General features: G+C 65.7%; 18 protein-coding genes. 6 read left to right on the plus strand and 12 right to left on the minus strand.

Features of this window, described 5'->3' with window-relative positions; genetic code table 11:
* Positions 1-2 precede the first annotated feature (2 nt).
* Positions 3-446 carry a disulfide bond formation protein B gene (locus IEY21_RS05955; protein WP_188902339.1) on the plus strand — a complete coding sequence of 148 codons (444 nt, stop codon included), beginning with the start codon at positions 3-5 and terminating at the stop codon, positions 444-446.
* A 15-nt stretch (positions 447-461) separates the two neighbouring features.
* Here the strand turns inward: IEY21_RS05955 and IEY21_RS05960 are convergent, their stop codons facing one another.
* The 3 genes from IEY21_RS05960 to IEY21_RS05970 all read right to left on the minus strand — a co-directional run bounded on the left by IEY21_RS05960 (position 462) and on the right by IEY21_RS05970 (position 3,100).
* Entirely contained in the window at positions 462-1,235 is a 774-nt protein-coding gene (locus IEY21_RS05960) for an SDR family NAD(P)-dependent oxidoreductase (protein WP_188902342.1), read from the minus strand.
* 156 nt (positions 1,236-1,391) lie between these two features.
* Positions 1,392-2,342: an electron transfer flavoprotein subunit alpha/FixB family protein gene (locus IEY21_RS05965; protein WP_188902344.1), complete on the minus strand. Its 951-nt coding sequence runs from the start codon at positions 2,340-2,342 to the stop codon at positions 1,392-1,394.
* Positions 2,339-3,100 carry an electron transfer flavoprotein subunit beta/FixA family protein gene (locus IEY21_RS05970; RefSeq protein ID WP_188902346.1) on the minus strand — a complete coding sequence of 254 codons (762 nt, stop codon included), beginning with the start codon at positions 3,098-3,100 and terminating at the stop codon, positions 2,339-2,341. Before IEY21_RS05970 ends, IEY21_RS05965 begins: the two co-directional genes overlap by 4 nt.
* Positions 3,101-3,383: 283 nt before the next feature.
* Here IEY21_RS05970 and IEY21_RS05975 point away from each other — a divergent pair, with 283 nt between their 5' ends.
* Positions 3,384-4,067 (plus strand): hypothetical protein, encoded by a 684-nt coding sequence (locus IEY21_RS05975; RefSeq protein WP_188902348.1) that lies wholly within the window; start codon positions 3,384-3,386, stop codon positions 4,065-4,067.
* 41 nt (positions 4,068-4,108) lie between these two features.
* Here IEY21_RS05975 and IEY21_RS05980 read toward each other — a convergent pair whose 3' ends face one another.
* Positions 4,109-4,537: a carboxymuconolactone decarboxylase family protein gene (locus tag IEY21_RS05980; RefSeq protein ID WP_188902350.1), complete on the minus strand. Its 429-nt coding sequence runs from the start codon at positions 4,535-4,537 to the stop codon at positions 4,109-4,111.
* Positions 4,538-4,759: 222 nt separating this feature from the next.
* On the opposite strand from IEY21_RS05980, the gene IEY21_RS05985 reads away from it, so the two are divergent.
* The 3 genes from IEY21_RS05985 (at position 4,760) to radA (ending at position 9,113) form a co-directional block, all read left to right on the plus strand.
* On the plus strand, positions 4,760-6,997 hold the full coding sequence (locus IEY21_RS05985; RefSeq protein WP_188902351.1) for an ATP-dependent Clp protease ATP-binding subunit: 2,238 nt from the start codon (positions 4,760-4,762) through the stop codon (positions 6,995-6,997).
* A gap of 422 nt (positions 6,998-7,419) precedes the next feature.
* On the plus strand, positions 7,420-7,758 hold the full coding sequence (locus IEY21_RS05990) for a DUF2087 domain-containing protein (protein WP_188902353.1): 339 nt from the start codon (positions 7,420-7,422) through the stop codon (positions 7,756-7,758).
* Positions 7,759-7,760: 2 nt separating this feature from the next.
* Entirely contained in the window at positions 7,761-9,113 is a 1,353-nt protein-coding gene (gene radA / locus IEY21_RS05995; RefSeq protein WP_188902355.1) for a DNA repair protein RadA, read from the plus strand.
* A gap of 92 nt (positions 9,114-9,205) precedes the next feature.
* Here the strand turns inward: radA and clpB are convergent, their stop codons facing one another.
* The 8 genes from clpB to glnA all read right to left on the minus strand — a co-directional run bounded on the left by clpB (position 9,206) and on the right by glnA (position 20,411).
* Complete coding sequence (clpB, locus tag IEY21_RS06000) at positions 9,206-11,764, minus strand: ATP-dependent chaperone ClpB (RefSeq protein WP_188902357.1); 2,559 nt, start codon at positions 11,762-11,764, stop codon at positions 9,206-9,208.
* Positions 11,765-11,937: 173 nt separating this feature from the next.
* A complete protein-coding gene (locus IEY21_RS06005) occupies positions 11,938-12,960 on the minus strand; it encodes a lipocalin-like domain-containing protein (protein ID WP_229752920.1) in 1,023 nt (340 codons plus the stop codon).
* A 141-nt stretch (positions 12,961-13,101) separates the two neighbouring features.
* Positions 13,102-13,872 carry an ABC transporter ATP-binding protein gene (locus IEY21_RS06010; protein WP_188902359.1) on the minus strand — a complete coding sequence of 257 codons (771 nt, stop codon included), beginning with the start codon at positions 13,870-13,872 and terminating at the stop codon, positions 13,102-13,104.
* Entirely contained in the window at positions 13,865-14,704 is an 840-nt protein-coding gene (locus IEY21_RS06015) for an ABC transporter ATP-binding protein (protein WP_188902361.1), read from the minus strand. Before IEY21_RS06015 ends, IEY21_RS06010 begins: the two co-directional genes overlap by 8 nt.
* A complete protein-coding gene (locus IEY21_RS06020) occupies positions 14,701-16,338 on the minus strand; it encodes an ABC transporter permease subunit (RefSeq protein ID WP_188902363.1) in 1,638 nt (545 codons plus the stop codon). Before IEY21_RS06020 ends, IEY21_RS06015 begins: the two co-directional genes overlap by 4 nt.
* Complete coding sequence (locus tag IEY21_RS06025; protein WP_188902365.1) at positions 16,335-17,351, minus strand: branched-chain amino acid ABC transporter permease; 1,017 nt, start codon at positions 17,349-17,351, stop codon at positions 16,335-16,337. The genes IEY21_RS06020 and IEY21_RS06025 overlap by 4 nt, the downstream gene beginning before the upstream one ends.
* Positions 17,352-17,603: 252 nt before the next feature.
* Entirely contained in the window at positions 17,604-18,761 is a 1,158-nt protein-coding gene (locus tag IEY21_RS06030) for a branched-chain amino acid ABC transporter substrate-binding protein (protein ID WP_188902367.1), read from the minus strand.
* Between the two features lie 294 nt (positions 18,762-19,055).
* On the minus strand, positions 19,056-20,411 hold the full coding sequence (gene glnA / locus IEY21_RS06035) for a type I glutamate--ammonia ligase (protein ID WP_188902369.1): 1,356 nt from the start codon (positions 20,409-20,411) through the stop codon (positions 19,056-19,058).
* Positions 20,412-20,798: 387 nt separating this feature from the next.
* Here glnA and IEY21_RS06040 point away from each other — a divergent pair, with 387 nt between their 5' ends.
* Complete coding sequence (locus tag IEY21_RS06040) at positions 20,799-22,958, plus strand: glutamine synthetase III family protein (RefSeq protein WP_188902371.1); 2,160 nt, start codon at positions 20,799-20,801, stop codon at positions 22,956-22,958.
* Positions 22,959-23,067 lie beyond the last annotated feature (109 nt).

The following is a 23,067-nucleotide window of genomic DNA, read 5'->3' on the forward strand; positions in this document are numbered from 1 at the left end:
GCATGTCCCGCGACAACCGCCTGTACCTGGCCTGGGTGGTGGCGCTCGTCGCCACCCTGGGCAGTCTGTATTTCAGTGAAGTGCGGGGCTTCCGGCCCTGCGTGCTGTGCTGGTATCAACGCATCGCCATGTATCCGCTGTCGGTGATTCTGGGCGTGGCTGCGCTGGGAAGTGATCTGGCCGTCCGCCGTTATGTGCTGCCGCTGGCGGCGGCCGGCTGGATCGTGGCCCTGATTCAGAATCTGGAAGACTGGAGCGTGATTCCCACCCTCAAGGCCTGCAGCGCCCTGGCCGACCCCACGGTGGTTCCGTGCAACACGCCGTGGCCGTTGTGGGGTGCGGGGGCGCTGTCTGGCCTCAACGGAATTCTGACCATTCCGGTGCTGAGCCTGACCGCCTTCACCTTGATCATTGTGCTGCTGTCGTGGCGCAGACGTCGGCTCTGAGGGGTCCGAACCGGCTCAGACCGGTCGCCCCGCCATCATGAAGCTGGCGGTCATGCCGCCGTCTACCGGCACGATGGTTCCGGTCATGAAGCTGGCCGCGTCGCTGCCCAGAAAGTAGACGACCTGGGCCACTTCCTGGGGGGTCCCCATGCGGCGCAGGGCGTGGAGGTCTTCATAATCCCGGCGGGTGCTCTCGGGGTCCTGGCTGTCCTGGATGGCCTGCAAAACCGCCTCGGTGCTGATGGCCCCCGGCGCCACGGCATTCACACGGACCCCGCGCGGAGCCAGATCCAGGCTCATGGCCCGGGTCAGGTTGACCAGCCCGCCCTTGCTGGCGTTGTACGCCGCGTTGTTCTGCTCGGCCAACAGGCCCTGCACCGAGGCCACATTGACCACGGCGCTGCCCGCGCCCATCAGGTCAATCAGGGCGCGGGTCAGCAGCAGGGGCGCGGTCAGATTCACGTTCAGGGTCCGGGCCCAGCCGCGCTCGCTGACTTCCAGGACGCTGCCGTGTGCATCCTGATACGCCGCGTTGTTGACCAGCACGTTCACGCCGCCCAGCTCCCGCGCCGCCCGCACGATGCGCTCGCGTCCGGCGGCGCTGCTGACATCCGCCCGGACGCGGCGTTGACCCTTGAGGGTAGGCGGCAGGGACAGGTCCACACTGAGGACCCGGCTGCCCCGTTCGGCATACAGTTCGGCAATGGCCCGCCCGATGCCACGGGCCGCTCCGGTCACGATCACGACGGGCGATTCAGAAGCTTCACTGGAGCGCTGGGCTCTGCTCATGCCCCAGTGTCCGGCATGGCTGCGTGGTGAGAGAAGAGTGTGAATGGACGCTCAAGTGGCGGGGGAACCTGGGGGGCGTCCCCAGAGGGAAGAGAGTAAAAAGGCAGAGAGGCGAGGAAGGTTTCCCTTCCCGCCTCCCATCTGCGCAGTGCTGTGTTACTTCTTGCTGGCGGCGATCAATGCCGGGACGATCTGGTTCACGTCGCCCACGATGCCGTAGTCGGCCACCTTGAAGATGGGCGCCTCGGCGTCCTTGTTGATGGCGATGATGTTCTTGCTCTTGCCCATGCCGGAGAGGTGCTGCACCGCGCCGCTGACCCCCAGGGCGATGTAGGCCTTGGGCTGCACGGTCTTGCCGGTCTGGCCGACCTGCTCGGCGTAGGGCCGCCAGCCCGCGTCCACCACCGCGCGGGTCGCGCCGACGCCCGCACCGATGTTGTCGGCCAGACCCTCGACGTACTGCGCGAAGTTCTCGGGACTGCCCACGCCGCGTCCGCCGGTCACGATCACGTCCGCCTCGGTGAGGGCCACGCGGCTGGTCTTCTCGACGCTCTTGCCGGTGATCTCGGTGCGGGGGGTCGGCAGGTCCAGCTCGATGTCGTACTGCTCGCCGGCCGCGCTGGCCGGGGCCGCCGGAGCGAAGCTGCCGGGCTTGACCGTCACGACGATGACCGGGCCCTCGGCTTCCACCGTCTCGGTCACGCGGGCCAGGTAGGTGTAGCGCTGGGCCTGCAGGGCGTTTCCGTTGACGCTCAGCTTGGTGGCGTCTTCCAGATACGGGGCGTCCAGCTTGACGGCGACGCGGGGAGCGTACTCGCGGCCCGAACGGCTGCCGCCGATCAGAACGGTGTTCGCCTCGCCCTCGCGGGCGATCTGGGCCACAGCGGCGGCCCAGACTTCCGGGTTGTACTGTGCCAGTGCGGGCAGGTCGCCCACGAGCACCTGATCGGCGACTGCGGCGGCCTCGGTGGCGACTGCGGCCACGTCCTGCCCCAGCACGAGCAACGTGATTGGTCCCTCACGCCCGGCCTCGCGGGCGGCAGTGACCATTTCCAGGGTGGCCTTGCCAAGTTTGCCCCCGGCGTGTTCAGCAACAATCAGAATCATGCCAGCACCTTCGCTTCGTTGCGCAGGAGATCGAGAAGTTGCTCGGCGGCGGCCTGCGGATCCTTGCCGTCGATCATCTTGTTCAGGCGGGCGCGGGTCTGGATTTCCGCGTTCACGTACTTCACGCTGGGCTGCACGCTGTAGGTCGAGGGTTCGTCCTTGCGCAGCTCTTTCTTCTTGGCTTTCATGATGTTGGGCAGCGTGGGGTAACGCGGCTCATTCAGACCCTGCTGCGCGGTGACCACGGCGGGCAGGGCCACCTTGAAGCCCTCGTTGCCGTCATCCACATCGTGGCGTCCGGTCAGGGTGTCGCCGTCGGCGCTCAGCTCATTGGTCCAGGTCAGCTGCGGCCAGCCCAGGCGCTCGGCGCTGGCGGCGCCCAGGGCCTGCGAGTCCCAGTCGGCTTCCTGACCGCCAAGCAGAATCAGGTCGCTGCCCTCGGCCCCGGCCACCTGCGCCACGATCCTGCTGAGGGCCACGGCGTCATACCGCTCGTTGGTCTCGACATGAATGGCGCGGTCCACACCCATCGCCAGAGCAGTGCGCAGCGCGTCCTCGACCTTCTTGGGTCCGACCGCCAGCGCCACGATCTCCTCGACATTCGCGCCGCCTTCACGCAGGCGCAGCGCTTCTTCCACGCCGTATTCGTCCATGCCGTCGATCACCAGGGTGGTGCCTTCCAGATCGACGCTCTGTCCATTGATCTTGATGCGGGCCTCCGCATCGGGAACCTGTCTGACAAGGGTCAAGATTTTCATGAAACCTCCAGAATGAGGGAACGCCTTCCGCCGGTGGGGCAGGAGTGGACCCTGCGATCAGATAATTAAACTCGGTACAAGTTTAGCAGGACTTCCCGGCATCTGCGAGCGAAGGAAGGTCAAACCCGTCTATTCTGAGCCATAAGCACTGCCCCTGGATAGGGAGAAGGTACAGAAACGCTGAGGCGTCACCGGGCGGGTTGCAGGACTCACCTCCGCAACATAAATTCGTCATCAACCAGTTCATGAGTGCCCCTCATGTTGATCCACCACGCTACATCTCATGAAGCGACTGATTGCTGTAACCGTTCTGTCTGCTGCCGCCACCGCCGGCGCGCAGACGTTCAACAACCTCGAACTCGGCCTGACCGGCGGCTATGCGGGCGGCCTGAGCGGCGCAGTATTTGTTCACGCTCCCAATGTGGTGGGCCCGGTGGGCGTGAAGGTCGGGGTGGCTTTTACCAAGCCCAGCGACTCCATCAACGATTCCAGCCCGGAAATCCCCGGTCTGTCCGGGCCCAACGAGACGTTTGGAGCCGCGAAGCAAGCGGGCCGTGCGTCCGAGTACGGCAGCCAGACGGTTGTTTCTGCAGATGCCACCTACGGTCTGGGTGAAGTCGCTCCCGGCGTCGACACCATGGTTTACGGTGGAGTCCGCTACGGCATGTTCAAGGCCACTGAGGACTATGGCAGCAGCGGCAACACCACCTACTCGACCAATGCTTTTGGCCTGGGCGCAGGTGCGATGGCGAGCTATGCATTGACCGGTAACCTGAGCTTGGTTGGGGATCTGGGAGCGGATTACTTTTTCAACGGCCCCATCAATGTCAACACTGTGCGCGCCGACGGCACGACCTTCTCGGACCGCTACGAGACGGGCGACGCCAGCTACGCAGAAAACGGCAGTCGCGTGATCCGTCCCGGGACCAGCTTCAAGGCCCGCATCGGCATCAAGTACATGTTCTGAGCCGGACTTCAGAAAAAGGGGGTGGACAGGCTGCGGCCCGTTCACCCCTTTTTCTGGCGTTCCCCTTTCTTGCTTTCCCCGGCCTTCAGATGGGTGTTCAGCATCTCAAAGCCGGCCACCGCGCGCGGAAAGCCCAGATATGGCACGCACATCATCAGTGCTCCCCGGACCTCATCCTCGGTGGCCCCGGCGTTCAGCGCTCCGCGCAGGTGGGTTCTGAGTTCCGGGGGACTGCCCAGCGAGACCAGCAGCGCGCAGGCAATCAGTTCCTTGGTCCGGAGATCCAGGCCCGGCCGGTCATACACCGTGTCGTAGGCGAAGTCCCGGATGTAGCCGGCGAGGTCGGCGTCCAGTGCTGTGAGGCGCTCCAGGATGCGGTCATGCTGCGAGCCGAACAGCACCTCGCGGGCCTGGTGGGAGGTGGCCGCCTCGGATCCGGGTGGACGCAGGGAATCGTCGTTGGAAGTCATGCGGCCCAGGCTAGCGGATGACGCCAGAGGGGCCCTGAAAGACGGGCGTCAGGTGTGCAGTCCTACAGTATGGGCAGGTCAGAACGTAAGTTTGGGCGCGTCACACACACCGGTGATGCTCTAGACTCAGACCTGTACACCTGCATTTCCTGTGCTGTACCCGCTGTTCTGCACCGAGCCACGCGCGATCACGTCCGCGCCTCCGCCCCCTGGGGGTCTTCCATGAACCGATACGACGACCGCGCCCGACTCGTGTTTCACTATGCCCGCGAGGAAGGCAACCGCCTGGGCCACGCGATGGTCGGCCCCGAACACCTGTTGCTGGGTCTGATGCGTGAGGGCGGAACTGCCGCGACCATTCTGACCGAATTCGGGGCGAGCCTGGACGGTCTGCGCCGCCGCGTGGAGGAGATCATCGGCCGCGGCGAGGGCAACCGCCTCAATGACGCGCCGAGCATCACCCCGCGTGCGCGCCGGGTCATGGAACTCGCTTCCAGCGAGGCACGCAGCCTGGGGGCCCAGGTCACGAGCACCGAGCATATTCTGCTGGGCATCATCCGCGAGGGTGACGGCGTGGCCTTCCGCATTCTGCAGGAGCTGACCAAGGATGTGGATACCATCCGCTGGCGCATCCTGGCGCAGGGCGAGAGCTCGGGCGGCAAGCCGGCCAAGCCCGTGGCGACTCCCTTTCTGGACGAGTACGGCCGTGACCTGACCAAGTGGGCGCGTGAGGGCAAGCTCGATCCCGTGATCGGCCGCAGCGAGGAGATCCGGCGCGTTACCCAGATCCTGACCCGGCGCACCAAGAACAACCCGGTCCTGATCGGTGATCCCGGCGTGGGCAAAACCGCCATCGTGGAGGGGCTGGCCCTCGCCATCCACGAGAAGCGTACGCCGCCCAACCTGCACGGCGTCCGGCTGATCAGCCTGGACCTGTCGGGTGTGGTGGCGGGCACCAAGTACCGCGGCGAGTTCGAGGAACGGCTGCGCCAGATCATCGAGGAACTGCGCAATGCCAAGGTGATGGCCTTCATTGACGAGCTGCATACCCTGGTCGGCGCGGGCGGCGCGGAAGGCACGCTGGACGCGGCCAACATTCTCAAGCCCGCGCTGAGCCGCGGCGAGATTCAGGTGATCGGCGCGACCACCACCGGCGAATACCACCGCTACATCGAGAAGGACGCTGCTCTGGAACGCCGCTTCCAGCCGGTCATCGTGCTGGAGCCCAGCCCCGCCGAAACGCTGCAGATCCTGCGTGGCCTGCGCCCCAAGTACGAGGAACACCACGGCGTGCAGATTCCCGACGCGGCACTGGAACTCGCTGTGCGCATCGGAGAGCGCAGCCTGCCGGGACGCAACTTTCCGGACAAGGCCATTGACCTGATCGACGAGGCCGCCTCCCGGGTGCGCCTGAACATGAGCATCGAGCTGCCGGTGGCCGAGAACGAGGACGGCGAACCCTACGTGACCCGCGAGGACATCGAGAGTGTCATCAACTCGATGGGCGGCATCTACAGCGAGGAAAGTGCCGAACAGCTCGGCGATCTCGAACACATGCTCGAGGATCAGGTGTACGGCCAGCCGGACGCCATCAAGGCCCTCAGCTCGGCACTGAGACGCGCCCGCGTTGGGCTGGGGGGCCGGACCCGCGTGGCCGCTTCCTTCCTGTTCGTGGGCCCCAGTGGGGTGGGCAAGACGCATCTGGCCCGGGCGCTGTCGCGCAGCCTGTTCAACAACGAGCGGGCGCTGATCCGGGTGGACATGTCCGAGTTCCAGGAAAGCCACAGCATCAGCAAGCTGATCGGCTCGCCTCCCGGCTACGTGGGCTTTGAACAGGGGGGACGCCTGACCGAGGCGGTGCGCCGCCAGCCCTTCAGCGTCATCCTGCTCGACGAGATCGAGAAGGCGCACCCGGACGTCTACAACACCTTCTTGCAGGTTCTCGACGACGGCCGCCTGACCGATGGGCTGGGGCGTGCGGTGGACTTCCGCCGGACCATCATCATCATGACGAGCAACACCGGCTTCAACGTCGGTCCCACGGTGGGCTTCAGCCCGGTGACCCCGGACAACAACGCGCCGCTGCGTCACATCTTTACCCCGGAATTCCTGGACCGCCTGGACGACGTGATCCGCTTCAAGCCGCTGGGCGAGGAGGAACTGGTGCGCGTGGCCCAGCAGTTGATGGGCGAGATGCGCGAGGAGCTGGCCAGCCGCGATCTGAACGTGACCTTCGACCCGGCCATCGCTCCGTGGCTGGTGAGCAAGCTCAAGGCCCGCAGTCCCAAGCACGCTGTGGGCAGCTCGCGCCAGCTGCGCACCCTGGTCCGCGAGGAGATCGAGGACCCACTGTCGCTGGAGCTGATCGGTCAGGGTGTGGAAGAGCTGCGCGTGGTTCTGGGCGACGGTGGAGTTGAGTTCGAACGCGGCACCACCGCGCCGCCGCAGATTCTGGCCTGATCTGGTGAAAGCAGCGGGGGAGGGGGCACAACCCTCCGCCCCCCCACTGCTTTGGCTGCGCCGGTGAACGGCTGCCCCGACTTCTTCCCCGGCACCGCAGGCAAAGGACCGAATCACTTGACCATCGAGCAGTGCCTCAAATCTGCGCCTCTGAGCCTCAGTCTGGGCAGCCTGCTGTTTCTGGCGGGTTGTGTGGTCGCTGCCCTGTACCTCGGGTTTGCCGTCAGGCGGCCCGTGGCCCAGCGGATCGTGGTTCTATTGCTGCTGGGTCTGGTGGCCGTTCTGATCATGAGCGGTCTGTACCTGAACTGCACCCTGCCGGTGTTGTCCGGGGGCGGACAGGGGGACGGAGGGGGGCCTTCCGAGGCCTGTTTTGTGCCCTCTGTCCTCTGCCGTCCGCTCCCAGCGCGTAGCATGGGCACATGACCAAAAGCATCACGGACTTTCAGGATGAACACGGGCGCATCACCGCATGGCCCAGCAAGCGCCGCCGCGCGCACCAGATGGCCATTCTGGACTACTTGACCGGCCTGTTCGAACCGGGCGTCTCCTACAACCAGGGCCAGGTGGAGGGTGTGCTGGCCGACCACAGCACCCTGGAAGACCCCTCGGTGCTGCTCACCGAACTGCTTGAGGGCGAGTACCTGTCCACCGCCGACGGCGCGTACTGGCGCGCGGACGGGCGCCCCGGCGTGAGCGCTGCCGACGCCAAAGCGGCTGAGGCCGGCACACCGGAAATCAGCGTGTCCAAGAACGGTTAAGGATGGCCCGGGTCACCACCAAGTACGTCTGCACGTCCTGCGGTTACCAGTCGGCCAAACCGCTGGGCCGCTGTCCGAACTGTCAGGCATGGAATTCCTTCGAGGAGGAAGTGCCCACGGTGACCGGCGGCAAGGCGCGCGGCGGTGGGGCCGGGGGCTACGGCGGCGTCACCGGGGGCAAGCTCACGGCGCTGTCCACCGTGGGGCGGCGCGAGGAGCCGCGCACCTCGTCGGGCATCGTGGAGCTTGACCGGGTGCTGGGCGGCGGGCTGGTGGCCGGCGGGGTCACGCTGATCGGCGGCGAGCCGGGCATCGGCAAGAGCACGCTGCTGCTGCAGGTGGCCGACCGGGTGGCGCGCGGCGGCGGCACGGTTCTGTACGTGGCCGGCGAGGAGTCGCTCGAGCAGATCCGGCTGCGGGCCGACCGCCTCGGGGTCACGGCGGACATTCAGCTGACCCGCGACACCCGCGCCGAACACATCGCTGCCCTGATGAATGAGCACCGGCCGGCGCTGTGCATCGTGGACAGCATTCAGACCGTGACCGTGGAGGGAGAGGGCGCGCCCGGCGGCGTGGCCCAGGTGCGGGACGGCACAGCCATGCTTACCCGCGCCGCCAAGGAAACCGGCACTGCCACGGTGCTGGTGGGCCACGTCACCAAGGACGGCACGGTGGCCGGCCCGAAGGTGATGGAGCACATCGTGGACACCACGGTCTTTCTGGAAACGGTGGGCGCCTTCCGCTTGCTGCGCAGCGTCAAGAACCGCTTCGGGCAGGCCGGAGAGCTGGGCGTTTTCGAGATGCGCGGCAAGGGTCTGATCGCTGTGGAGAACCCCAGCGCCGCCTTCCTGGCCGAGCGTCCGGTGGGTGTGCCCGGCAGCGTGGTCGCCGCCACGGTGGACGGCCAGCGTCCCATGCTGCTGGAGGTTCAGGCCCTGGCGAGCAAGACGCCGTATCCCAATGCCCGGCGCGTGGTCGTGGGCCTGGACCCACGCCGGGTGGATGTGGTGCTCGCCGTTCTCGAACGCCGGCTGGACCTGACCCTGGGCGGCCTGGACGTGTACGTGAACCTCGCGGGCGGGTTGAAGGTTCCCGATCCGGGCCTGGACCTGGCGGTGGCGCTGGCGGTATACAGCGCCGTGGTGGGGCGTGCGCTGCCGCAGAACGTGGCCGTCTTCGGCGAGGTCGGGCTGGCCGGCGAGGTTCGCAGCACGGTGGCCTCGCTGCGCCGCGCCGAGGAAGCGGGCCGCGCCGGGTACAAACGCCTGATCGTGCCGCCCGGTCTGGACGGCCACCCTGGCGTGAAGAGCGTGGAGGAAGCGGTAGGGATGGTGTGGCAGGCGGCCAAAGCCTGACCCCCACGATTTCCCGGATTTAAGCGTTTCTTGTGTGGTCATGGAGGAAAGCCGCCGCCCCATCTGCGGGCGGCGGCCTTCTTGACCTCAGCTCAGTTCAGAACGCCGGTGTCGAACTGAAAGCGCCCATCGCTGTAGTCCACGCTCAGCACGCTGCTGTCTGGCACGTGGCCCTGCAGGATCTCGCGGGCCAGCGGCGTCTCGATCTCGCGGGCGATGGCGCGTTTGAGGGGCCGTGCGCCGAAGGCCGGGTCATAGCCGAGTTCGGCGAGCTTGGCTTTCGCGGCGTCACTCATGTGCAGTGTCACGCGCCGCTCGGCGAGGCGTTTGCGCAGGCCGCCCAGCTGAATGTCCACGATGCGCCCCAGATCGGCGGCGGTCAGGGCGTCGAACACGATGATGTCGTCCACACGGTTGAGGAACTCGGGGCGGAAATGACCGCGCAGCTCCTCCAGCACGGCGTCGCGGATCTCGGAGGCGTCGTCGCCGCGCGCCTGCATCTCCAGAATCAGCGGGCTGCCCACGTTGCTCGTCAGGATAATCAACGTGTTGCGGAAGTCCACCGTGCGGCCCTGCCCGTCGGTCAGGCGGCCATCGTCCAGCACCTGCAGCAGCACATTGAACACGTCCGGATGCGCCTTCTCGATCTCGTCGAGCAGCAGCACGCTGTAGGGGCGGCGGCGCACGGCCTCGGTCAGCTGGCCGCCCTCCTCGTAGCCCACATATCCGGGAGGAGCGCCGATCAGGCGGGCGACGGTGTGCTTTTCCATGTACTCGGACATGTCCAGCCGCACCATGGCGTCTGAGCTGTCGAACAGGTCCTCGGCCAGGGCCTTGGCGAGCTCGGTCTTGCCCACGCCGGTGGGTCCCAGGAACATGAAGCTGCCCAGCGGACGGTTGGGGTCGTTCAGGCCCGCGCGGGCCCGGCGGATGGTGTCGGCCACCGAGGTGATCGCGCGGTCCTGCCCGATCACGCGTCCGTGCAGTTGCTCTTCGAGGTGCAGCAGCTTCTCGCGCTCGCCTTCCATCAGCTTGCTCACCGGAATGCCGGTCCAGCGGCTCACCACCGAGGCGATGTCCTCCTCGGTGACTTCCATGTGGGCAAACTCGGCGTCCTTGAGCTTGCGTTCCAGGTCCTGCACGTCCTTTTCCAGCTGCGGCAGCTTGCCGTATTCCAGCTCGGCGGCCTTCTGAAGGTCATAGTCGCGCCGCGCCCGCTCGATGTCGGTGCGCACGGCGTCCAGCGCCTCGCGTTTCTCACGCAGCACGGCGACCTCGCCGCGCTCGGCCTCCCAGCGTCCGCGCACCTCGGTCAGCTCGTCGGTGATGGCCTTGAGGCTGTCCTCGATGTCCATCAGGCGGTTCTGCGAGTCCTGGTCCTTCTCGCGCTTGAGGGCCTCGCGTTCGATCTCCAGCTGCAGCTTGCGCCGGGAAAGCTGGTCAATGCGCTCGGGGCTGCTCTCCAGGGCCATGCGCAGCCGGGCCGCGGACTCGTCGATCAGGTCGATGGCCTTGTCGGGCAGCTGGCGGTCGGTGATGTACCGGTGGCTCAGGCTGGCGGCGGCGACCAGCGCGGGGTCGGTGATCTCGACGTTGTGGTGGACCTGATAACGCTCCTTGATGCCGCGCAGGATGGAAATGGTGTCCTCCACGCTCGGCTCGTCCACGAACACCGGCTGGAAGCGGCGTTCCAGCGCGGCGTCCTTCTCGATCTCACGGTACTCGTCCAGGGTGGTCGCGCCGATCAGGTGCAGTTCACCGCGGGCCAGTGCGGGCTTGAGCATGTTGCCGGCGTCCGGGCTGCCCTCGGTCTTGCCCGCCCCGACGATGGTGTGCAGCTCATCCACGAACAGGATGATCTCGCCGGCGGACTGCACCACCTCGTCGATCACTCCCTTGAGGCGCTCCTCGAACTCGCCGCGGTATTTGGCCCCGGCGAGCAGGCTGCCCATTTCCAGGCTCACGATGCGCTTGTTCTTCAGGCCCTCGGGCACGTCGCCGCTGACCATCCGGATGGCGAGCCCCTCGGCGATGGCGGTCTTGCCCACGCCGGGTTCGCCGATCAGGACCGGGTTGTTCTTGGTGCGCCGCAGCAGAATCTGCATGGCGCGGCGGATCTCCTCATCGCGGCCAATCACGGGATCGAACTTGCCGTCGCGGGCCCGCTGGGTCAGGTCGGTGCCGTACTTGTTCAGCGCGTCAAACTGGCCTTCACTGGATTTGTTGGTCACGGTTTTTCCTTTGCGCCCCTCGGTGACGGCGCGGTTCAGCTCGGCTTCTTTGGGCAGCGCCTGGCCCCGGTACTCGCCGCGCAGGGCGAGCAGCAGGACGTCGGCGGCCACGAAGCTGTCGCCCAGTTGCTGTGCCAGGGTATCGGCCTTGCCGAAGGCGCGGTTCAGGGCCGGATCAAGGTACAGGCTCTCGCCGCCGCCCTGCACGCGCGGCAGCTTGTTCAGCTCGGTGTCCAGCGCGCTTCGCAGGGTGCTGAGGTCCCCTCCCGCCCCGGTAATGGCGCGGGCGGCGGTGTCATTGTCGGTCAGGGTACGCAGCACATGGGGAACGGTGAGGGTCTGGTGTCCACTTTGCTGAGCGAGCTGCTGGGCCGCGTTGAGGGCGGTGGCACTTGCCTCGGTGAAGCGTTCGGGATTCAAGGGAAACCTCCGGAGAATGAGAAAGTGGGCAGTTGTGCAAACTGCCCCTATTCTGAAACTTGAGTGTGGTCATGTCAAGTTTATTGAGGTTTTAGATCGTCAGCCCGTTCGGGCCTGCGGAAATTGCCACAGGGTCCTGCCGTCCCGGTGACCAGATTCGTGCCCTTCACGGTCTACGGAGCGGTTGGCACCCCGAACAGCCCGCCTTCTTCTCTCGTCAGCACGCCGCCCACGAATTCCCCCATGCCTGAGGCGGTCACGGCCTGCCCGTTCACGGTGCCTGTGCCTGCTACCGGTCCTTCCCAGTACGCCACCGAGGTTGTCGTGCTGAGCAGTTCCTGATCATCGCGCAGGGGGGCCAGTGTCAGATTCAGCCCAGCACCACTGACCTGCCAGCCCAGGGTGTAGTCACGGCCACTGGGACTGCGCCACACCCGGCCCGGCGTCATGGTCACGTTCTCCACCGTGTGCGCCACCCCGTCGGGGCCGACCAGCGAGGCGGCCACCTGAACCACCACATTGTCCGCGTTTTTCACGCGGTACAGCATCAGGTCCGAGCCGTTCGAAAGGTGCAGGCCAAACCAGTCCCACCGGGCCGCCGCGCCGGGCTGCTGGTCGCCCCACTGGTGATCCAGCCACGCCTGTCCCGTGGCCGGGCGGGTCTCCTGGCCCACCTGAACGGTTCCGCCCACATCCAGGCGGGTGATGCTCTGGTAGTACAGGCGGCCGGTTTCAACGGTCCCCGAGTATCCGGGTGGGTGAACCACCGCGTTCCTGGCGGGGGTCAGGGTCAGGTTCAGCGGCCCGGCATTCAGCTGGAAGGGAGCGTCGGGGCCGGCGTTCTGCGTCAGCTTCCACTCGCCCTGGGAAACGCTCAGGGGAGGAAAGCCGAAGGTGGCCTTCTGATCGCCGTTCTCCACAAAATACAGCCGGTTGTTTCGCAGGTCGGTCACGGCGATGTGTGAGGCGTGGTAGGGAAGGCCCCGGTAGTTCACCTTGAACTGTGCCCAGTGAAAGGCCAGCCCGGAGTCGGGCAGCACGCCGGAGACGTACCACCACTCGGTTCCGGCGTTCCTGGCCCCCAGGTCACTCGCGGCGGGAAGCTGCGCCGGATCGAAAGCCAGCGGTGCGGGCAAACACGCGGTCAGGAATACACTGCCGCACACGAGCGCCGCTGCAAAACGCATGGGGTTCATGCCCCAACATAACCGCCCCTTCCCGGAACAACCTCAAGATTTGCTCCAGACGCGGCATCTGCTTCAGCCTCGGGAGAGCCCCAAGCGGCGGGGGCCGGAGCACCGCGCCCCGGCCCCCGCCGCCTGATGCTTCTGGCCGCGCTATTCGTCGCCCAGATACGCCTTGCGCACGCTCTCGTCCTTGGCGATGTCGCTGGCCTTGCCGCTGAGCTTCATCTCGCCGGTCTGCAGCACGTAGGCGCGGTGAGCAATTGCCAGGGCCATGTTCGCGTTCTGCTCGACGAGCAACACGGTGGTGTTGTGTTCGCGGTTGAGCTTCTGGATGATGTCGAAGATGGCCTCCACGAACAGCGGCGAGAGCCCCATGCTCGGCTCGTCCAGCAGCAGCAGCTTGGGATTGACCATCAGGGCGCGGGCAATCGCGAGCATCTGCTGTTCGCCGCCCGACATGGTGCCGCCCAGCTGGTTCTCGCGCTCCCGCAGGCGCGGGAAGTAGTCAAAACCTTCCTGCACGCGCTCCTCGATCAGCCGGCGGTCGGTAATGGTGTACGCTCCGACCTCCAGATTCTCGCGGACGGTGAGCTGCGGGAAGATGCGCCGCCCCTCGGGCACGTGGCTCATGCCCATCTGCATGGTCTGGTGCGGGGGTTTGCCGGCGATGTCCTGACCCTGGTAGGTCAGGGTGCCGGTGCGGGGCTTCATCATGCCGCTGATGGTCCGCAGGGTGGTGGTCTTGCCCGCCCCGTTGCCGCCGATCAGGGCCACGATCTCGCCCTCGCCGACCGTCATGCTGATGCCCTTGAGGGCGTGGATGTGGTCGTAATAGGAATGTATTTCGTTCAGTTCCAGCACAGTGGCGTGGGTGCCGGTGTCCGTGCGGGTGGCCGTAGACGTGGAATGGACATCAGACATGGGGACGCTCCTCCTTGCCGTATTCCCCGGCGGCGGCCCCGCGGCCCAGGTACGCTTCCATCACGGCGGGGTCGTTGCGCACCTGGTGCGGCAGGCCCTCGCTGATCTTGGTGCCGTAGTCCAGCACCGTGATGTACTCGCTGAGGGTCATGACCAGCCGCATGTCGTGCTCGATCAGGCAGATGGTCACGCCCAGCTCGTCGCGGATGCGGCGGATCAGGGCCTTGAGGTCCTCGGTCTCGCGCGGGTTCATGCCGGCGGCGGGCTCGTCCAGCAGGATCAGTTTGGGGGTGGTGGCCAGGGCGCGGGCGATTTCCAGCTTGCGCTGGTCGCCGTAGGGCAGATTCGTGGCGATCTCGTTGCGCCACTGGCTCAGGCCCACGAAGTCCAGCATGATGCGCGCGGCTTCCCGGGCCTCGTGTTCGGATTCATGAAAGCGGCGGGTGTGCAGCACGGCGTCCACAAAGGTGCTCTTCAGACGGGCATTGCGGCCCACCATGATGTTCTCCTCGCTGGTCATCGAGGAAAACAGCCGGATGTTCTGGAAGGTGCGGGCAATGCCGGCCTCGGTGACCTGATCCGGGCGCAGGCCCACGAGGTTGCGCCCGGCCAGCCGGATGCTGCCGCGGGTGGGCGCGTAGATGCCGGTGATCATGTTGAAGAAGGTGGTCTTGCCCGCTCCGTTGGGGCCGATCACACTGACGATGCTGCGCTCGGGAACGTTCATGGTGACTTCGTTCACGGCGGTCAGACCGCCGAATTCCTTGGTCAGCCCCTGCACTTCCAGAATGTTGGCGGTGCTGCTGGGGGCGCTGCTGGCAGGCCGGGTCATTTGCTTCCTCCGGGTCGGTCGTTTTCTTTGATGGTGGCCATTCCGGCGCTGTACACATCGCCCCCGGCGTTCAGGCCGCTGGCATTGCCCTCGCCACTCTCGTCTTCCTGATCGTGTTCGGAATGCAGTTCACGGGTGCGGCGCTTGTTGGGCAGCAGGCCCTCGGGGCGCAGCAACATCATGGCCACCAGAATGGAGCCGAAGATCAACCGTTGCAGCTGCCCGGGGTTGGCCTGCTGGGGAATCCACGGCACGTTGGCGCTGGCCTCGCCCAGACCCGGCAGAATCCGCAGATTCAGTAGTGTCACCACCGCCGCGCCCAGAATCACGCCGCTGAACGACCCCATGCCGCCCAGAATCACCATGCTCAGCACGCCGATGCTTTGCAGCAGGTTGAAGCTCTCGGGGCTGATGAAGGTCTGCTTGGCCGCAAAGATCATGCCCATCACGCCCGCAAAGCTCGCGCCGGTGGCAAAGGCGATCAGCTTGGTCTGCATCAGTGGCACGCCCATGGCCTGCGCAGCGATCTCGTCGTCACGGATGGCAATCCACGCCCGCCCGATGCGGCTGCGGTCGAGGCGCACGTTCACGAGCAGGATCACGGCGATCACGATCAGGACCAGCGCATAGAGAAACAACAGGTAGAACTGATCCTGCCGGAAGCCCAGCGCTGCGGCAAAGGAGTTAAACCACGGCACAGACGCGCTGCCGATGGGCGTGATGCCCTGGGACCCCGCCGTGTACAGGCTGAGGTTGTTGGCCAGCACGCGGATCACTTCCCCCAGTCCCAGCGTGATGATGGCGAGGTAGTCGCCCTTAAGCTTCAGCACCGGCAGACCGATCAGCACACCCACCAGGGCCGCGGTCATGATGCTCAGGGCCAGGAACAGCCAGAAGAAGCTGGGATCGATTCCACCGGCCACCGCCGCCGCGGACCCCGAGGCCAGCACCAGAAGCGAGCGGCCGACCAGAACGATGCCGGCAACCAGCCCGAAGCCGGCGAGCCCGAAGCTCCAGGTGCTCAGGCGGGTCGTGGCCAGGCGGGCGTGCAGGCCCCGGATGTACAGCATGCTGCCGGCCGTCACGGCCACCAGCACCAGGCCGATGGCCAGGGTCCCCGCTCCGGTCGCTCCGGCGTTTTCACCGTAGTAGCGCAGAATCTCTCCGAAGCGCGGGCTGGCAAAGATGCTCCAGGTGTATGCCCCCACTGCGAAGAAGGCCACATAGCCCAGGTCCAGCAGGCCTGCGAGACCCACCACGATGTTCAGTCCCAGGGCCAGCGCGGCGAAGATCATGATCTGGATGCTCAGGTCGAGCAGGCTGGAGTCGGCCCGGCCGGCCAGCGGCAGCACGAAGAGCAGGCTGCCCACCCCCACAATCAGCTTGGCCCAGTTTGCCGCCTTCCACATGTAGGCGAACAGTACGTTGGCCAGGAACAGCGACACCACCAGCGCCTCGACGATGGGATTGAGCAGCAGCGTGCCCAGGCTGCCCATGTTGCCCAGCACCGCACGGTTGTGCGAGACCAGCAGCAGACCGCTGGTGATGATGAAGACCAGCAGCAGCAGCACGGTGCGGTCGGGGCGGACCACCGGGCGGCGCGGCGCCGGTCCCGCAGGATTCACGGCCGTCATACCTTCTCCACGTTGCTCTTGCCGAGCAGGCCGGTGGGTTTGAAGATCAGGATCAGTACGAGCACGAGGAAGGCGCCGATGCGCTGGTAGCTGGCGTCAATGGTGCCCAGGTTGGCGCTGCCCATCAGGTTGCCGAAGATGTTCATCACGCCGATCAGGTTCTGGATCACGCCCAGCAGCAGTCCGCCCAGCACGGCGCCGGGAATACTGCCGATGCCGCCCAGCACGGCCGCCGTGAAGGCGATGATGCCGGGATCAAAGCCGCTGTAGGCGTTGACCGTACCGAACTTCATCCCGAACAGCACGCCGCTGATGCCGCCCAGCGCTCCGCCGATCAGGAAGGTCGCGCTGATCATCAGGTTCGAGTCGATGCCCATCAGACCGGCCGTCACGCGGTCCTGCGCCACGGCGCGGATGGCCTTGCCCAGCCGCGTGCGGTTGACCACGTAGTTCAGCGCCGTCAGGCTGACCAGCGCCACGACCACCAGAATCACGTCCTTGAGCTGAACGTCCACGCCGATGGTCCGCAGGAAGTTGCCCAGCGGCGCGCAGCTGCTGCCCTCGGCGGCGCAGAACTTGTCGCTGAAGCCCGCAGGCAGCGTGTACGTCAGGTCGAAGCGGCCCTGCAGGCCCTCGATGACCCGCAGGACGTCTTGCAGGATCAGCGAGACGCCGATGGCCGTGATCAGCGGCACCAGCCGCGGCGCGTTGCGCAGGGGCCGGTAGGCCAGCCGCTCGATCAGCACGTTGAGCAGGCCCGAGACGATCATGGCGGCGACCAGGGCAAGCAGCAGCTTGAGGTATCCGTTGAGCTCCGAGTTCTGCAGGACCCGGAACACCTCAAAGCCCACCACCGCCCCGGTGATGAAGACTTCCGAGTGCGCGAAGTTGATCAGCTGCAGCACGCCGTACACCATGGTGTAGCCCAGCGCGATGATGGCGTACACAAAACCCAGCACGAGACCGCCGACGATCACGTTCACGATAAACGGCAACAGGGTGGCAAGATCCAAAGCAACCAGCTCCTTTCAAAAAACCCGACCCGTTGAGGTGCCGGTGCGGTACGGCCCCGCCGATGCGTGATCAACTCATCGCTCCGAACTCATCGCTGCGGGGCCGTGGACGATGGGGCGAAATGTGAAAAACCACCCCAGTTTACGCCCGGAAAGCGGGGGGATGACAGACCCGTCCTGTGGACACGGCGCGTTCCTAACAGAAGGGGGCCGAGCACGCGGCCCGGCCCCACGACACTGCGGGGAAAACGCTCAGTTCTTGGGGGGCTTGACCGGCAGGCTGGTTTCCAGCACGAATTCGCCGTTCTTGACGTTCATCACGTACAGCGTGGCGGCCTTGCGGTCCCCGACGCTGTTGAAGCTGACCTCACCCGACAGCAGGCCCTTGAAGGTGCCCTTGCGGATGGCGTCCTGAACCTGCTTGCGGCTGGGCGCCTTGTTGTTGTTGGCGCGCGCGGCGTCCAGGATGCCCTGCAGCGTGACCTTGGCAGCGTCGTAGCCGAATGCACCGAAGCCCTGGGGAGCCAGGTTGAAGGACTTCTGGAAGTTGGCGGCGAACACCTTGGCGGCCGGCAGGGCTTCCAGCGGAGCGGCCACGGTGGTGAAGTAGATGTTGTTGGCGCCGGCCTTGCCCACGATCACCGGCAGCTCGCTGCTGTCCAGACCGTCGCCGCCGACCACAGGTGTGGTGATGCCCGCGCCGCGCAGCTGCTTGATGAACACGCCGATCTGGTTGTAGATGCCGCCGAAGTAGATCGCGTCGGGGCGGGTCAGCTTGATCTTGGCGATGATGCTGGAAAAGTCGCTCTTTTCCTCGGTGCCCTCGCTGCCCACGATGGAGACGCCCTTGGCCTTCAGCGCCTTCTCGACCTCGCCGGCCAGACCTTCGCCGTAGGCGGTCTTGTCGTTCAGGACGTAGGCCTTCTTGGCCTTGAGGTTGCCGGCAATGAAGTTCGCGCCCGCCGGACCCTGCGAGTCGTCACGGGCCACGATGCGGTTCATGTTCGCGAGGCCGCGGTCGGTCACCTGGTTGGCGGTGTTGGCGGGGCTGACCATCGCCAGGTTGCTGGGGGCCAGAGCGGCGCTGGCGGGAATGGCCACGCCGCTGTTCAGGGTGCCCACGACCGCGAGAATCTGGTTGTCGGCGGCGATCTTGCGGGCGGCGGCGGTGCCGGTGGCCGGGTCGGCCTGATCGTCGTAGGGAATCAGCTTCAGGTCAAAGCCCAGCTTCTTGAACTGCGGAGCGTACTCGTTAACGGCGAGCTGCGCGCCGTTGCGGATCTGGGTGCCCAGGTTGCTCTGGCCACCCGACAGCGGGCTGATGCTGGCAATCTTGATGGTCGTCTGGGCGCTGGCCGTACCGAGGGCCAGTGCGGCAAGAACAGAGAGGCTGAGTGCGGTTTTCTTCATATGTCCTCCAGATATAGATGCTCCGCAGGCCCTTGAAAGCCTGCGACGCTGTGGTTGCGATGGCTAGATTCTAGAGATGAGTTTATGTGAAGTCAATGCGTCACTCATCTGTGATTTGGAATAGATTCCCTCGGAGAGGGGCTTTCAACAAAAATAATTGCGCCGAACAGGTTTATTTGGGCAACAATTGTTCGGTGGAGTCGCCCAAGACCTTTCTGCGCCTCCTGTCTTAATGTCGGAGGGGAGTGGGTGGGGCAGGTTGCCGGTGTGGCGGGCGCCCGCGTTGCCCCCGTCTCAGATCAGGTCCAGATAGCGCTCGAGTTCCCAGGCATGGACGGCGGCGCTGTACTCACGCCACTCGGCGCGTTTGGCGGCCATGAAATGATCCATGACGTGTTCGCCCAGCGCCTGCCGGAGCACATCGTCCTTGCCCAGCTCGTCAATGGCCTCGCGCAGGTCGGTGGGCAGTTCCTTGACGCGGTGGTGGCGTTTTTCGCGCACGGTCATCTTGAAGATGTTGCGGGCGATGGCGGGCGGGGGTTCCAGTCCACGCTCGATACCGTCCAGCCCGGCAGCGAGCATGGTGGCCAGGGCCAGGTAGGGGTTGCAGCTCGGATCGGGCATGCGCAACTCGGCGCGCGTGGAATTGCCGCGTTTGGCCGGAATGCGGATCAGGGCGCTGCGGTTGCTGGTGCTCCAGGCGATGTTCACCGGGGCTTCAAAGCCGGGCACCAGGCGCTTGTAGCTGTTCACCAGCGGATTGGTGATGGCGGCCATGCCCTCGGCGTGGTCCAGCAGACCGGCGATGAAGCCCTCGGCGGTTTTCGAGAGGCCGTATTCGCCGTCCGGGTCGGCAAAGGCGTTCTGACCACCCTTGAACAGGCTGAGGTGACAGTGCATTCCGCTGCCGTTGACGCCCGGAATGGGCTTGGGAAGAAAGCTGGCGAGCAGCCCGTATTCCAGCGCCACCCGCTTGACCACGAACTTGAAGGTGGCAATGCGGTCTGCCGTTTCCAGGGCCGGGGCGTAGCGGAAGTCAATCTCGTGCTGGCCGGGAGCCACCTCGTGGTGGGCGGCCTCGATCTCGAAGCCCATCTCGACGAGCTTGTTGGCAATCTCGCGCCGGATGCGTTCGCCCTTGTCGATGGGAGCAAGATCGAAATAGCCGGCCTTGTCGTGGGTAACGGTGCTGCCCAGGCCGGCGGGGGTGCGCTCGAACAGGAAGAATTCCGGTTCGGTGCCCACGAACATTTCAAAGCCGAGCGCGCGTGCGCGGTCCACCTGGCGCTGCAACACCAGACGAGGATCACCCTCGAACGGTGTGCCGTCGGGCAGCGTCACGTCACAGATCAGCCGCGCCACCGCGCCGCGCTCGCCCTCCTCACGGGAAAACGGCGGGTAGATCAGGAAGGTGCCCAGATCCGGGCGCAGCAGCATGTCGGATTCCTCCACCCGCGTGAAGCCCTCCACGGCGCTGCCGTCAAAGGTCACGTCGCCGTTCAGGGCCTTCTCGAACTGCGACCGGGGCACTTCCACATTCTTGGTGGTGCCCAGGATATCGGTGAACTGAAGGCGCAGGAATTTAACTTCCGCCGCGTGCAGACGCGCGAGAATCTCGGTGGAATCAGGGATGGGTGGGGCAGGCGTCATAGGGGGGTACCTCCGGCACAGATGGCTGGTTCACAGAATACCGACGGGGACCTGATGGACCCGGGCCGTCCCGACGGATACAGGGGCGGAGATGGAAACGCCCCAGACCGCCTGGGGTTGCCGGTGATCAGGGACTCCGCGGCTGTGCAATTTGTTTATCAGATTCTGAGCCACCGCAGCCCATAGCACTGACAGATTGCAGAATTAAGCAAATATCTCGGGCAATCTGGCCTTTCCATAAGCGACTTGTTCAGAGAAGTGCGTTGACCCGTGCCGGCACCCCCCCTATACTCGCCCGTGATGACAGGCGCGCGGTGGAACAGGAAAGGCCGGGATGCGACCAGGCCTCCTGTCCGCCGCGCGGCAGCCTGCACCAAGGGGAGCGACATGAACCAGGACTTCGATGTGAACTCGGCGGCCCGCAACTGGCGTGTGGAAGCCACGCCGCAGCCCACCCCCAGCCAGCTGGTGAACGAGCAGTTTGCCCGCGATGTGCTCACGCTCGATCAGCTCAAGACCCGCCTGAGCAAGAGCGCCTACAAGAGCCTGCAGGCCACCGCCGAGCGCGGCGAGACGCTGGATCCCAGCATCGCCGATACCGTGGCGCTGGCGATGAAGACCTGGGCCATGGAAAAGGGCGCGACCCACTACACCCACTGGTTCCAGCCGCTGACCGGCAGCACCGCCGAGAAGCACGATTCCTTCCTGAACCCTTCCGGCGACGGCGTGGCAATCATGTCGTTTTCCGGCAAGGAACTGATCCAGGCCGAGCCGGACGCTTCCAGCTTTCCCTCGGGCGGCCTGCGTGCCACCTTCGAGGCACGCGGCTACACCGCCTGGGACCCCAGCAGCCCGGCCTTCATCGTCCGCCACGCCAACGGCGCGACGCTGTGCATTCCCAGCGTGTTCGCGTCGTGGAAGGGCGAGGCGCTGGACCTCAAGACCCCGCTGCTGCGCTCCATCGAGGCGCTGAACAAGGCCGTGTCCCCGGCGCTCAAGCTGTTCGGCGCGTCCGAGGGCACCCGGGTGACGAGCAGCCTGGGGGCCGAGCAGGAATATTTCCTGGTGGCCGAGGAGTACTACTACCGCCGCCCGGATCTGGTGATGAGTGGGCGCACCCTGTTCGGGGCCAAGCCTCCGCGCGGACAGGAGCTGGAGGACCACTACTTCGGCGCGATTCCTGACCGCGTGCTGAGCTTCATGACCGACGCCGAGATGCAGCTGTACGCTCTGGGCATTCCGGTCAAGACCCGCCACAACGAGGTCGCCCCCGGCCAGTTCGAGATCGCCCCGATTTTTGAGAACAGCAACATTGCCGCCGACCACCAGCAGCTGATCATGCAGGTGCTGCGGAGCACCGCCCGCAAATACGGCCTGGTCTGCCTGATGCACGAAAAACCCTTTGCCGGCATCAACGGCTCGGGCAAGCACTGCAACTGGAGCATGGCGACCGACGCGGGCGAGAACCTGCTTGATCCCGGCGACACCCCCCACGAGAACATGCAGTTCCTGTTCTTCACCTCGGCGGTCCTCAAGGCCGTTGACGAGCATCAGGACCTGCTGCGCGCCTGCGTGGCAAGTGCGAGCAACGACCACCGCCTCGGAGCCAACGAGGCCCCGCCCGCGATCATCAGCATCTTCCTGGGCAGCGAACTCAGCGACATCTTCGAGCGTCTGGCCAGCGGTCAGGGCGGTCGGGGCAAGGCCGCCGGACTGATGGGTCTGGGCAGCCGGGTGCTGCCGGAAATCCCGGTACACGCCGGAGACCGCAACCGCACCAGTCCGTTCGCCTTTACCGGCAACAAGTTCGAGTTCCGTGCGGTGGGCAGCTCGCAGAGCATCTCCTTTCCCATCACGGTTCTCAACGCCATCGTGGCCGACTCGGTGGGCCAGCTGACGGCCAGGTTGCAGGCCAAGCTCGACGGCGGCACGCCGCTGGATACCGCGGTGGCCGAGATGGTTCGGGAAACCTACACGGCGCACCAGCGGATCGTCTTCGATGGAGACGGCTACAGCAGCGAATGGCACGAGGAGGCCGAGAAACAGCGCGGCCTGCTGAATCTGCGGACCACCCTGGACGCCGTGGAGCACCTGGGCAGCGCCAAGAACATTGCCCTGTTCGGCCAGCTGGAAATCCTGAACGAACGTGAGCTGGCCGCCCGTCAGGAAATCATGTACGACATCTACTTCAAGACCGTCAACATCGAGGGGGAGACCACCGAGTACATGGCGCAGCGCCAGATCCTGCCCGCTGCGCTGAACTATCTGGCGGCCCTCAAGGCGGTGCCGGAGGGCAGCCGCGCCGCCGCCGGCGTGAGCCAGGAAGTCAGTGCGGTGGCTGATCAGCTGTATGACGCGCTGCAGGCGTTGCGTGAGCAGAATGCCGCGCTGGGCGGAGATGAGGTGCATGAAAAGGCCCACCACATGCGCGACCATGTGCTGCCGGCCATGAGTGAAGTTCGCAGCGCCGCCGACAAGCTGGAAAACCTGATCGACAGCCGGCTGTGGCCGTTGCCGACCTACCGCCAGATGCTGTTCGTGAAGTAAGGTCTAGCGCCGGCCCGGTTGCCCGGAGGGGCCAGGACCGTGTGCTGCCAGGGAGTCAGAGAGCCGTCCGTTGCGGATGAACCTCTCTGACTCCTTACTGTCTTGCGTT

The sequence above is a fragment of the Deinococcus aerophilus genome (assembly GCF_014647075.1).
Classification (GTDB): Bacteria; Deinococcota; Deinococci; order Deinococcales; family Deinococcaceae; genus Deinococcus; species Deinococcus aerophilus.